The 13,197-nt window shown below is 35.5% G+C and carries 11 protein-coding genes and 1 other RNA gene; 3 read left to right on the top strand and 9 right to left on the bottom strand.

Going from position 1 to position 13,197, the window contains the following annotated elements:
• Nucleotides 1-203 precede the first annotated feature (203 nt).
• The 5 genes from ettA to JCM15092_RS03590 form a co-directional block, all read right to left on the bottom strand.
• The gene (ettA, locus tag JCM15092_RS03610) at nucleotides 204-1,889 is read right to left on the bottom strand and encodes an energy-dependent translational throttle protein EttA (RefSeq protein ID WP_024993471.1); all 1,686 of its coding nucleotides are present in this window, start codon (nucleotides 1,887-1,889) and stop codon (nucleotides 204-206) included.
• A gap of 19 nt (nucleotides 1,890-1,908) precedes the next feature.
• Nucleotides 1,909-3,069: an MFS transporter gene (locus tag JCM15092_RS03605; protein WP_024993470.1), complete on the bottom strand. Its 1,161-nt coding sequence runs from the start codon at nucleotides 3,067-3,069 to the stop codon at nucleotides 1,909-1,911.
• Between the two features lie 20 nt (nucleotides 3,070-3,089).
• A complete protein-coding gene (gene panB, locus JCM15092_RS03600; protein ID WP_024993469.1) occupies nucleotides 3,090-3,911 on the bottom strand; it encodes a 3-methyl-2-oxobutanoate hydroxymethyltransferase in 822 nt (273 codons plus the stop codon).
• A gap of 34 nt (nucleotides 3,912-3,945) precedes the next feature.
• Nucleotides 3,946-4,587 (bottom strand): HAD family hydrolase, encoded by a 642-nt coding sequence (locus JCM15092_RS03595; protein ID WP_024993468.1) that lies wholly within the window; start codon nucleotides 4,585-4,587, stop codon nucleotides 3,946-3,948.
• A 132-nt stretch (nucleotides 4,588-4,719) separates the two neighbouring features.
• Nucleotides 4,720-5,976: an Nramp family divalent metal transporter gene (locus tag JCM15092_RS03590; protein WP_024993467.1), complete on the bottom strand. Its 1,257-nt coding sequence runs from the start codon at nucleotides 5,974-5,976 to the stop codon at nucleotides 4,720-4,722.
• Between the two features lie 88 nt (nucleotides 5,977-6,064).
• Between JCM15092_RS03590 and JCM15092_RS03585 the strand changes: the two genes are divergently transcribed.
• Nucleotides 6,065-6,463, top strand: a complete 399-nt coding sequence (locus JCM15092_RS03585; protein WP_024993466.1) for a DUF8479 domain-containing protein — start codon at nucleotides 6,065-6,067, stop codon at nucleotides 6,461-6,463.
• 11 nt (nucleotides 6,464-6,474) lie between these two features.
• Here the strand turns inward: JCM15092_RS03585 and JCM15092_RS03580 are convergent, their stop codons facing one another.
• From JCM15092_RS03580 to JCM15092_RS03565, 4 genes are all read right to left on the bottom strand, one after another.
• On the bottom strand, nucleotides 6,475-7,725 hold the full coding sequence (locus JCM15092_RS03580) for a clostripain-related cysteine peptidase (protein ID WP_024993465.1): 1,251 nt from the start codon (nucleotides 7,723-7,725) through the stop codon (nucleotides 6,475-6,477).
• A 9-nt stretch (nucleotides 7,726-7,734) separates the two neighbouring features.
• Complete coding sequence (locus tag JCM15092_RS03575; RefSeq protein WP_024993464.1) at nucleotides 7,735-8,136, bottom strand: hypothetical protein; 402 nt, start codon at nucleotides 8,134-8,136, stop codon at nucleotides 7,735-7,737.
• Between the two features lie 137 nt (nucleotides 8,137-8,273).
• Nucleotides 8,274-9,134 carry a sigma-70 family RNA polymerase sigma factor gene (locus JCM15092_RS03570; protein WP_024993463.1) on the bottom strand — a complete coding sequence of 287 codons (861 nt, stop codon included), beginning with the start codon at nucleotides 9,132-9,134 and terminating at the stop codon, nucleotides 8,274-8,276.
• A 552-nt stretch (nucleotides 9,135-9,686) separates the two neighbouring features.
• Nucleotides 9,687-11,210, bottom strand: coding sequence for a trypsin-like peptidase domain-containing protein (locus JCM15092_RS03565; protein ID WP_024993462.1), 1,524 nt, complete (start codon nucleotides 11,208-11,210; stop codon nucleotides 9,687-9,689).
• Between the two features lie 272 nt (nucleotides 11,211-11,482).
• Here JCM15092_RS03565 and rnpB point away from each other — a divergent pair.
• Both rnpB and JCM15092_RS03560 read left to right on the top strand, forming a co-directional pair.
• Nucleotides 11,483-11,841: RNase P RNA component class A (gene rnpB, locus JCM15092_RS16500), an RNA gene on the top strand.
• A 19-nt stretch (nucleotides 11,842-11,860) separates the two neighbouring features.
• Nucleotides 11,861-13,183: a YihY/virulence factor BrkB family protein gene (locus JCM15092_RS03560; protein ID WP_024993461.1), complete on the top strand. Its 1,323-nt coding sequence runs from the start codon at nucleotides 11,861-11,863 to the stop codon at nucleotides 13,181-13,183.
• The last annotated feature ends 14 nt before the right edge of the window (nucleotides 13,184-13,197 follow it).

The following is a 13,197-nucleotide window of genomic DNA, read 5'->3' as shown; positions in this document are numbered from 1 at the left end:
TAAGTTTATTGATTATTAAAATACGCACAAAGATATATATTTAATCTTGTATGATTGTTACATAAAGATTACATTTTTTAAATGTAATTTACTATTCTATAGCAAATGAAAGTAACCATTAATAACTATTCGTAATTTAGCGATAATAATTGATAAAAAAGGCCAACCATAATAAACGGTCAGCCTTCTTTATATAACTATATTTATTCCATAAGTTTACGATAACGAACTCTCTTAGGTTCTTCATAACCCAATCGTTTCATCTTGTTCTCTTCATATTCTGTATATGATCCTTCGAAGAAGAACACCTCACTGTTTCCTTCGAAAGCAAGGATATGAGTACAAATTCTATCAAGGAACCAACGGTCATGACTGATTACAACAGCGCATCCTGCAAAATCTTCAAGGCCTTCCTCTAAAGCACGAAGAGTATTAACGTCAATATCATTAGTTGGCTCATCAAGAAGAAGTACATTACCCTCCTCTTTCAATGCTATAGCAAGATGAAGTCTGTTTCTCTCACCACCGGAAAGCATACCGCAGAGCTTTTCCTGATCAGCACCTGAAAAGTTGAAACGGCTTAGGTAAGCTCTGGCATTAATATCTCTTCCACCGAGACGAATTAACTCATTACCACCACTTATAACCTGATAAACAGATTTCTCTGGATCAATATCTTTATGTTGCTGGTCAACATATGCCAATTTTACTGTCTCACCAACCTCGAATGTACCTCCGTCAACCTTTTCCAATCCCATAATAAGACGGAAAAGAGTAGTCTTTCCAACACCATTAGGGCCAATTACACCAACAATACCATTAGGTGGTAACATAAAGTTCAAGTTATCGAAAAGAAGTTTGTCACCATAAGCCTTAGATACTCCGATTGACTCGATAACTTTATTACCAAGACGAGGTCCGTTAGGAATAAATATCTCTAGTCTCTCCTCTTTCTCCTTAACATCCTCATTTATAAGTTTGTCGTAAGAGTTAAGACGAGCTTTACCTTTAGCCTGACGAGCTTTTGGAGCAAGGCGTACCCAATCAAGCTCTCTCTCAAGAGTCTTTCTACGTTTACTTGCAACCTTCTCCTCCATCTCCATTCTCTTAGTCTTCTGTTCCAACCAACTTGAGTAGTTACCTTTCCAAGGAATACCTTCACCACGATCAAGTTCAAGAATCCATCCTGCAACATGATCAAGGAAGTAACGGTCGTGAGTAACAGCTATAACTGTACCTTCATATTGTTGTAGATGCTGTTCCAACCAGTCGATACTCTCTGCATCAAGGTGGTTGGTCGGCTCATCGAGCAATAATATATCAGGTTTCTGAAGAAGAAGACGACAAAGAGCAACTCGACGACGCTCACCTCCAGAAAGATTTTTTACTGGTTGATCTTCAGGTGGACATCTCAGAGCATCCATAGCTCTTTCCAACATACTGTCAAGATTCCATGCATCTGTTGCATCAATCTTATCTTGCAACTCAGCCTGACGGGCAAAAAGTGCATCCATCTTATCCTGATCCTCATAATATTCAGGAAGACCGAATTTATTGTTTATCTCTTCATATTCTGCCAGAATGTCTACAATCTCCTGAACACCTTCCATAACAATCTCTTTTACAGTCTTAGTATCGTCAAGATGTGGTTCCTGAGCAAGATAGCCTACAGAATAACCTGGTGAGAATACTACTTCACCTTGATAGCTCTTCTCTAAGCCAGCTATAATTTTAAGCAAAGTTGATTTACCTGATCCGTTAAGACCGATAATACCGATCTTTGCACCGTAAAAAAAGGATAGGTAGATGTTTTTCAATACCTGTTTATTCGCCTGGAAGGCCTTACTTACGCCTACCATCGAAAATATAATTTTCTTATCGTCTGCCATATTCTTTTATAATATATGTTTATTTATTATCCATTAGCGAGTAATACCACTTGTGTATTTTAAATTCATAAAGAAAAAGAGAGATTAAGGCTATAGCTATTGATACTAATAATTCAGCGATAGTTGAGCCATCAAAAGAAAAGCCTATCACTATACCAATAAGTATTCCTAACTCCCATATCAGATTGTATGTATTATTTGCTGAACCTCTTTCACAATGAAGCGGCATGCTTATAATAATGACATAGAATCTGTTTGCTGCAATACTCAACCCTGTTCCAAGTAAGATATAACCAATATATGATATAATAATAGAAGAAGTAATCATTATAAGTAGACAACCTATAACTATTAATGAAGTACTTAATTCCAATTCTGACTTACCTTGAAGGTTTTTAAAGAGAACATGCATAAGTATAAATCCTATAGTAAAGCCTAATGCAAGCGACAGAAATGAAACATTCACCTGCAACATTGTTATCAATATTCCCAATATTATAGGTGTAGAAATCATATTCACAGCAGCAGGTAGAACTCTAGGTAGAAGAAACCTGTCTAGTGAGAAAAAAGATGGTTTCAATGGTGCTCTGAAAGGTACCCTAATAAACAGTATAGTAAAACATGATAAAAGTGTAAGGGCAGCGCTTATATAGAACAACATATTAACCTCATAGTTATCTAACAGATAAATTCCTATTACAACACCAATCATCATGCCAGACCTTCCTACGCGTGTGAAAGTGAGGTTTGCTATTGTCCTCTTATTCGTAGGCGTAATATCTATTAATAAAGTACTGCTGGTCGTCGTTGTAATAATACTGAAAAGAATTCCCTGAACTATTCTCAGTGCCAAGACAATACATAATGATACCGCACCAATATATCCTAAAGCCGACAACCCCAATAATACAAAGGACCAGAAGGCTACTTTTTTCCTTTTAAATGCATCTAGTAGGTAATTATTGAACGGGCCTGGAATAAATATAGCTATAGCAAAAGATGCCATAACTATTGAGCTGATAACTAGGCTATAACCAAATTGATTTGTCAACCAATATGGTAATGAAGGCAGAAATATATATAGCGAGATATACAAAAAAAAGTTTGAAAGAGATAAAAGAATCATCTCTTTGGTCCAAAGGCCTTTCCTTTCTTTTGGATAAAACAGATCGTCAAACATATTTCTGCCAGATAAATTTATTAATACTGTTCGTTAACATTAGGGAAGTCACTATCCTTGACATCCTTAACATATTGCTGAATAGCATCAGTCATTATTGTATGAAGATTTGCATATCTTCTAAGAAATCTTGGACTAAATCCATTTGACATTCCAAGCATATCTGAAACAACAAGAACCTGTCCATCTACACCGCCGCCTGCACCTATTCCTATAACAGGAATTGTAAGTTCATCAGCAACACGTTTAGCCAATTCTGCTGGAATCTTCTCTAAAACAAGACCAAAGCATCCAGCTTCTTCAAGAAGATGAGCATCGCGGATAAGTTTTTCAGCCTCTTCATCATCCTTTGCTCTTACAGTATATGTACCATATTTATTAATTGATTGAGGCATTAATCCTAGATGTCCCATAATTGGAATCCCAGCTGCAATAATCTTCTTCACAGCATCAATAATCTCTTCTCCGCCTTCAAGTTTTAATGCATCGCAATGTGTAATTTTCATGATATTGATTGCATTGGTAACGGCCTCAAAGTCCGAAGTCTGATATGTTCCGAAAGGCATATCTATAACAACAAGCGCTCTTTTAACACCTCTTACAACAGATTTACCATGATAAATCATCTGGTCAAGCGTTATAGGTAAAGTTGTAACATTTCCAGCCATAACATTAGATGCAGAATCACCTACTAAAATAACATCTATACCAGCTCCATCAACAATCTGAGCAGTTGTATAGTCATATGAAGTAAGCATTGAGATCTTCTCTCCTCTCTGCTTCATTTCAATAAGTCTATGGGTAGTAACCTTTCTTGTATCACCTGAAATATATCCTGCCATAATTATATTCTTTTAAATTAATAAGTTTATTTCTTTATAGTAATTTAATTAGTTTTTCGTAATTAAAACCGGTAAAATCGCTGATAACATAATCAGCTTTATCGATTATTTCATCTCTTTTATTCGTTGTAGAAAGGCCTACAACAAACATCCCTGCCTTTCTTCCTGCTTCAAGTCCATGAAAAGAGTCCTCAAAGACAATGCAATCTTCAACTTTTGTATCAAAATATGAAGCTCCAAGCAAAAAACAATCGGGGTTAGGTTTAGAACGGGAAAACATTTCTGCTGTAAAAATTTTATCTACAAGTTCCAGCAGCTCCGGATGTGCCTTGTACACATTATTCATCTTTTTCTCGTTTGAGCTTGTAACTATACCGATTTTTATTTGATGCTTCTTTAGTTCTTTAATAAATGGGAGTGCATCAGGGATATAGTCAAATATCATAGACTCCTCAAAACGGTCAAGTTCTTCTTCAATTCTTCTTTTGGCATCGACGTCAAAATATCTGTCACAAATTTGAGTCAGAGTCTGTCCCTTTATTTTATCTCCAAAATTCTCTATATTCGGAAAGTATTCTTTTCCTTTAGCATTCCAGAATTTACTATACTGTGATTCCGTATCCATTACAACACCATCGAAATCAAACAATGCTACAACACTTTTCTTACCTATCATAGTTCATCATAAATATATAGATGGCAAAGATACAAATAGGTTAACAAAGAAAAAAAATTAAAATGGAAACTATTCTTCTTTTTCAAAGAATAAAAAGAGTTAATTCAACATAATAATGTATTTACCTCATATTTACATTCCAAATAACAATATAATATTAAGAAGTGTAACGGTAATAGCTAATGAATAAAGCACAACATTACTCCACTTCGAATTAGCATACTTACCCATAACCTTATGAGAAGATGTAAGGCCTACCTGAAGAAACATAGTAAATGGGAGCTGAATACTTAATACCATTTGAGAAATTAACAGGCCCCTAAAAGGATCACCGATAAAGAAAATCAATAACAAAGCAATACCAAAAGAGATGATAATGCCCACTTTTGAGTGAATATCCTTTATATTGTACGATTCATTGAACATACCTGCAAATATAGAGCCGGCAGACATACCACTGGTTATAGTTGATGATACACCTGCCATAAGAAGAGCCAAAGCAAATATTACAGCAGCATTATTACCCAGGAGTGGCGATAAAAGAGACTTAGCCTGTTCAAGTTCAGTAACTACTATGTTGTTCTGGAAAAATGTAGCGGCGGCGAGAAGTATCATTGCACTGTTTATGGCCCATCCTACTATCATAGACAACATAGTATCGTAGAACTCATACTTAAGGACCCTCTCGATCTGCTTTTCATCCTTCTTATTGTACTCATGACTCTGTATAATCTCTGAATGAAGGAAAAGATTATGTGGCATAACGACAGCACCCAATACACTCATTATTATAATCATACTTCCTTTGGGAATAGTTGGAGTTACCCATGACCTAATTGCAACAGGCCAATCTATATTTACTAAAAAAAGTTCGTAAAGAAAAGATAGTCCTATTACAGAGACAAATGCTATTATAGCTTTTTCAATCTTCTTATAAGAGTTTGTAAAGAGCATTATGAAAACAAAGATGGTAGTAAGGATTGACCCCCATATTATAGGAATATCAAGTAACATTTCCAAAGCGATGGCGCCACCAATAATCTCAGCAAGTGAAGTAGATATGGAGGCACACATTGCAGATATCTGAATAGGGCGTGATACCCATTTAGGACAGTACTGGGTAGCAGCCTCACTAAGGCACAATCCTGTGACAATACCAAGATGGGCAACATTATGCTGAAGAATGATCAACATAACAGTTCCAAGGGTAATAACCCAAAGTAATGCATAACCAAATTCTGATCCTGCTGCAAAATTAGAAGCCCAATTTCCCGGATCAATAAATCCTATAGTAACAAGAAGTCCCGGACCAACGTATCGAAAGAAATCCATACCTCCGAGATAACGTTTATGTTTTTTGTTTTTTAGCTCTGTAAGAATATTACTCATATGCATTATAATTTTGGACTAAAGAAGTAAAAAAACTTTTGATTAGTTCATTATATATTTTACTTTTGCCGAAATTACAAAATAGATTATGAAAAAGAAATACCTATTTATTGCTATTTTAATTATCTCCACACTTTTAACGGGATGTGGTAAAGAGAGGAAAGCAGATATTCTCGAAAATAATTCAAAGAAAATAAATAAGTTATGCCCTGTAAGAGTAGACTCATTATTAATATTAGACAGTACCTTCTACAATAGAGAGAAGAATTCAATGACATACTTTTATACAGCATCAGGTATACTTGATGACAGTTTGCTGTTGCATAAAAACTACAATCAGATTAAATCCTCCCTTATTGATGCAATGGATAACTCTGTAGATATGAAGAAATTCAAGGATTACGAAGTTACTATAATATATAAATATAGCTCCGACACAACAGGCAATGAACTTGCTACTTTCATCCTTCCAACAAAGAAAGAGTAGTGACAACTATACTATAAATTGTTATTAGTTATATAGTCAGCCCAACCTGATGCATCTCCCCAAAGAAGTTGTTTTAAATATGAATTCCATGTGCTTTTTGATGCAATGGGTATGTACATACCCATACCACACAGAGAATTTGTATCTACACCAATAAATGATGGAAAACCCGTAACTGATGAAGTAGTAACAAATGATCTAGCAACAACTGTATTTTTCAACTGATTAATAAAAGAGAAAGGAGTTGTGTTGCTCGTCAACTTATTAACAAAATCAAGGATATCATATGATAGTCCAATATATTTACCAGAATTTGTTGTTGAACTGAAATAGGGTTGCACTGTAGAGAGATCTATAGGAGAATAGCTGGTTATATATCTATTCAACTCATTTGTAAGCACTGGCACCTCACTGCATTTAACAGCTATACAATTTCCCCAGTGCCCTTCAGCAGCATGGTAGGTTGAATATGCATTACATATATTAGTTGTATAATCGCTTACATTATCACTGAACAGATCCGGTATTATAGTTGAATATGGAAAGCCAATACCAGGTACCTCCATTGGAGACGCAATAAAGTAGTCACATGTATTCTGAAGTTCATAGACTACCTCTATATTCCCCATCATACATGCATCCATCAATATATAATCGAATTTTCTTGAAACATTAATTAGAGCTTCATTAAGCTCGATGATATCTAACTGATTCTCATAGGTACTTGCAAAAGCACGACTACTGAGTTTCACATTAGGTGATGGTATCCAACTTTCAGAGTGTGATCCGAATATCAATCCATAACCTTTGGTAGAAGAAAGACTTATCATATCTTTCAACACAGTGGTCATCACATCTTTATCAGTTGATTGCTGATTAGCTGAATATTGGCGAACTACATCAGCATAACCAATAACCAAATTAAACATATTAGTGCTTTTAGCTAAGTCCTCCTTATATTTAATTTGAGATATGTTGTTTACATTTCCATTTCCATCAGAAGTAAACTTTAATATAGAAGGAACACTTACTGAAGAGTTATAATCCCTATTATCCCAATAAATCAATGCCGTAGAAGCTTCTTTTGTCTTCTGCAATCCTTCGAATATAGACACAACATTGGACTGTAATTCAGAAAGATCTTTAGTCAAGAAATATGCTAATACAGTTCTATCAGAACTGATTACCTCAGGTTCATCGTTGCTATGAGAACAAGAAGCAAATAGAACTACTGATAAAAAGAGAATAAGGATTTTTTTCATTGTAAAGAATTATTCTTCTATTACCGGTTTAGAAAACTTGAATGATTCAGAACTCAATTCACGAATATATGATTTTTTGCTCTTGATATATTTCTCCTTAATCTTCTTAATCTGTTTTTCAAGCTTATCGCGGTTCTCGGAGAAATAGACAAGACATACTCTGTTTGGAAGAGACTCTTTATCTTCTAAATAGGTTTTTAGTTGAGAACTTAGTCGTGCACGGCCAGTCAAGAAACCATGATTATCAAGCACAACACTATCGACAGTCTGTATATCTGTAAAATAGACAATAGAATCAGAAAAAGATGCGGCTACTCCTGCAATGTATACTTGCCCTTTATCCTTTAAAGTGAATGCAGAACTTAATAGAAGCACGAAAAATAGTACGCTAAGTGTTTTAAAACATTTCATATTCTTTCTAATATATTATTTCAAGCAAAAGTAGATATAAATAGAGAAAATAAAAAAAAAGTAGGTAAATAAATAAAAAAATGCACAGAAAAGTAATAATTACTTTTCTGTGCATCAAATAACCTTTTTGGGAATGATCATCCTAAATAGGACTTAAGCAGCTTACTACGAGAGTTTGCCCTTAGGCGTCGTATTGCTTTTTCCTTGATCTGACGAACGCGCTCACGTGTGAGGCCAAATTTATCGCCGATCTCTTCTAACGTCATTTCTTGCGTATTAATACCGAAAAACATCTGGATTATCTCCTTCTCCCTTTCAGTTAACGTAGAAAGTGCTCGATCTATTTCCTTAGATAGTGATTCATTAACCAATGAGCGGTCAGCCATAGGCGAATCATCGTTTACTAAGACATCAAGAAGACTGTTATCTTCACCTTCAACAAAAGGTGCATCAACAGAAATGTGACGACCAGAAACTTTGAGTGTATCAGAAATCTTATCAACAGGGATCTCAAGTTCATCGGCTAACTCTTCTGGAGATGGGCGACGTTCATTCTCTTGTTCAAACTTTGAAAAGGCCTTACTGATTTTATTCAGTGAACCAACCTGATTCAAAGGAAGACGAACGATACGCGACTGTTCTGCCAATGCTTGAAGTATCGACTGTCGGATCCACCATACAGCATAACTAATGAATTTGAAACCACGAGTCTCATCGAATTTTTCTGCTGCTTTTATTAAGCCCAAATTGCCTTCATTAATCAAGTCAGGAAGACTAAGTCCCTGATTCTGATACTGTTTTGCAACAGAAACAACAAATCGAAGATTGGCTCTTGTCAACTTTTCGAGCGCTATACGGTCACCTTTTCTGATTCGCTGTGCGAGTTCAACCTCTTCTTCTACAGTAATTAAGTTTTCTCGACCAATCTCTTGTAGATACTTGTCTAAAGAGGCACTCTCACGGTTAGTGATACTTTTTGTAATCTTTAATTGTCTCATTATCTGTAATGAAATATGAGGTGCAAAGTTATAGAATAAAAATGATATTATGTAACTTTTGTTCAATAAATATTTAACCAATTACGGTTCAGTTACTATTCTTGTGGATTTAACAAATTAAGCATAAAGTTTAGTACCCCTTAATAAGTAAAACTTTACATCATCAACTACTCTGAATATAGCCCTGAAAGATTTTAGTTTTGCTTTAAATGATTCAGCACCGGCATTGGTCAGTCCCTGCATCTGTTTCTGTACATGAAACCGGTCTATTATCTGTGTCGCAAATCTGTCGTGATCGGTTGAACAATGAATCGTGATCGGTTGAACAGTTTATCATGATTAGTTTTTTAACAATGAAAATAATTGATCCTCTCTTTACTTTGCATAAAACAAATATAATATTATTTATCAAGGAGAAATAGGGATTTGTTAAATCCCCAAAGTCACGTAGTGATCACCAATTACACCTGTTGATCTAAATAAATGACTTATTACTAAAAAAGATGCATAGTTATTCTATGCATCTTTAACTTACCTATTGAAAACTAAAATCTATTCTTGAGTTAAATCGACAGCATAATTAGCACGCTTACCGGACGCAAATACACCACTTAAGAAGAGAACCTGATCTGTAGACTGAGTAGCACTCTTCATTATCTCCTGAATATCTTCTACACTATTTACAACCTGTCCATTTGCCTTTAGAATTATAAAGCCTTTTCTTACACCAGCATCTTTCATCTTTCCATCTGTCACTCCTGTAACTTGAATACCATTTGATAGATTAAGTTGCTTCTTCATATCATCAGGAAGTTCACGGAAAGCAGCACCTAAAATGTCCATATTTGCAACTTTTACGACTTTAGTATTACCCTGAGCATTCTTTAATACTAGTGAAATATCCTTTTCCTTCTTATCACGAAGTACCTTAACCATTATCTTATCACCAGGACGATGTTTTGCCAGCTCTTCCTGAAGTTCTGCAAAATTCTTCACCTTCTTGTCATCAATACCTATAATCACATCATCAACTTTCAACTGACCTGCAGCTGAACCTCCATCAATAATCTCTCTAATAAGCACTCCATCGATAGCTCCTAGATTTTTAACCTTAGTCTTCATTTCGTCACTCATTGTCTGCTGCTCATCATTTACAGCTCTTCCTTTTACTCCAAGAATAGCTCTTTGTACAGCTCCATACTCTTTCAAGTCAGCTATAACATTTGTCATGATGGTAGTAGGAATAGCAAAACCATATCCTGAATATGCCCCAGTCGGAGAGTAAAGAACAGAATTTATACCAACAAGCTCACCTCTGGCATTTACCAAAGCTCCACCACTGTTTCCTTGATTAATGGCAGCATCAGTCTGAATGAAAGATTCAACTCCATTATTATATACTCCTAAAGAACGTGCCTTAGCACTGACAATACCAGCAGTTACTGTCGAGGTCATATTGAATGGATTGCCGACAGCAAGTACCCACTCTCCTACTTTTAATTTATCAGAATCACCTACAGGTATAGTTGGCAGATCTTTTCCTTCAATCTTAACCAAAGCAAGGTCTGTGCTAGGATCGGTACCAATTATTCTACCCTGAAACTCACGACCGTCATTAAGGCGAACACTTATTATATCAGCACCATCAATAACATGATTGTTTGTTACAATATATCCATCTCTTGATATAATAACACCTGAACCAACACCTACTCTTTCGGGTGTTTCAACCTGACGTTGCTGTTGGCCACCTCCACGATTTCCGAATATGTCACCGAAAAAATCGTAAAAGGGATCATTTACCACAACATTTTGTTTTTTAGCAGACTGAGTAGATTTGATATGAACAACAGCATGAACAGAACTCTCTGCTGCTGCTGTAAGATCTACCGGTCTTAGATCACCAGCATTTAATGCTGCTAATCTAACGTCTGGATTTTGTTGAAATATATCATCGAACGCCAATGCTTTCTTTTGGTCAGGTTTCATCATAGCATAAGTAGTCACACTGGCCGCACCGGCACTTACAGCAATTACAACTGCTGCTCCAAGTACAATTTTAGTTGTTGTTTTCATAACTTATTATCTATTTATTTGTTAATTTCATTTTCTTATTTAACATTCACAACGCTAAATAAATAGAAAAAACCATTTGATGTATACAATTATACAGACTTTTTCCCTCTTTTAACATTATTCACCAATGCATTAACGGTGATTAACCGCAAATAGTATCATTTTTTTAATGATTGCATATGAAAAAATAAAATGATTATACAAATATTACTACAAAAACTGTTCCACAAAAGTTCTTATTGGAGAAAAAGTTATACCTTTGCACCGAGGAAACAGAAAATCGGTCTGTCGCTGGTACCGCAAGGTAAAAGAGGAAAGTCCGGGCAACTTAGAGCATCCTACTTCCTAACAGAAAGCTGTCTGTGAGGGTGGAGTAATGCAGAAGAAAATAACCGCCAAAGAGTCATCTCTGGTAAGGGTGAGAAGGTAGAGTAAGAGCCTACCAGTTGTGTGGCGACACACAAGCTGTGCATCTTAGGAGTTGTAAGGTCATGTATACCGACATTATTAGGGCTGCTCGCCCGACGTCGGAGGGTAGACCGCTAGAGGCCGTCGGTGACGACGGAAGTAGATAAATGACAGACACTCTAGAAATAGAGTACAGAACCCGGCTTATAGATTATCTGTTTCTTTTTTATATTTACAGAGATATGGATAAGGCTAAGATTAAAGGAATTCGCTCATTCCTGAATGTTGGGATATGGCGTATTACAGAAGACGAGGTTAGCAAACCTCGTAGAATACTTTACGACGCCATAAAAATACTCATAATATCTATAAAAGAGTTTACGCAAGGACGACTCGTCGTAAGAGCTTCAGCACTTACCTATAATACTCTATTCTCTATTATTCCTTTACTTGCAATCCTCTTTGCTATTGTAAGAGGATTAGGTTTCTCAAACCTTCTTGAAATTCAAATGAAAAATGGCTTCGGTGCACAGACTCCAGCCATGACAACTATATTGGGATTTATTGACTCATACCTATCTCATACTAAGAGCGGAGTGTTCATTGGTGTAGGTCTAATAATGTTGCTTTGGACAATATTGACGTTGATTAATAATATTGAAAGGACATTCAACACAATATGGCAGGTTAAAAAACCACGTACCATATATAGAAAAATGACAGACTACTTCTCTATGCTTCTGTTGACTCCTATATTCCTTGTTTTATCAAGTGGTATATCTATATTCATGAGTACAATGATAAACAAAATGGATGGATTCATTATCGTTGGTCCTGTACTGAAGTTAAGCCTGAATCTGATTCCTTTCTTTATTATATGGCTGATGTTCATTGCTCTCTACTCTTATATGCCAAATACAAGGGTCAAACTAAAGCATTGCATAATACCTGGCATTCTGGCAGGTAGCGCTGCACAATTCTTTCAGTACTTATATATTGGCAGTCAGATATGGGTGTCACGATATAATGCCATATATGGTAGTTTTGCTGCTATACCGATGTTCCTTCTGTGGACACAGATTACATGGAGTATATGCCTTTTTGGTGCAGAATTGTCATATGTATCGCAGAATATAAAAAACTACTATTTTAATAATGAGATAAAAAATATAAGCAGAAGATATCATGATTTTCTTTGTATACTCATCATGTCTTTAATATGTAAAAGATTTCAGACAGAAAAGCCGCCATATACTGCAGATGATCTGAGCCAAAGTCATAAAATTCCAATTAAACTGGTCAACAAGATTATCTATGAACTAATAGATATTAATGTTATAAAGGAGACTCCTGTAAACAATGAGACAGACCATATGGCATATATTCCAGCTATTGATATAAACAAACTAAGCGTTGGAATGCTAATTAATAAGATTGACTCGAAAGGATCTGAAGATTTTAAGATCAGGATGAATGAGTCGAATAAGGCCTGGGATACTTTAAAAGGATTTAAAAAAGAATATTACAAAGACACTGACAATATACTTTTGAAAGATATTTACTAAGTATATAAAAGTAA

Source organism: Phocaeicola paurosaccharolyticus JCM 15092 (genome assembly GCF_000613805.1).
GTDB classification, from domain to species: domain Bacteria; phylum Bacteroidota; class Bacteroidia; order Bacteroidales; family Bacteroidaceae; genus Phocaeicola; species Phocaeicola paurosaccharolyticus.
Note: the sequence above shows the minus strand (reverse complement) of the source record. Positions and strands in the feature narration are given on the sequence as shown.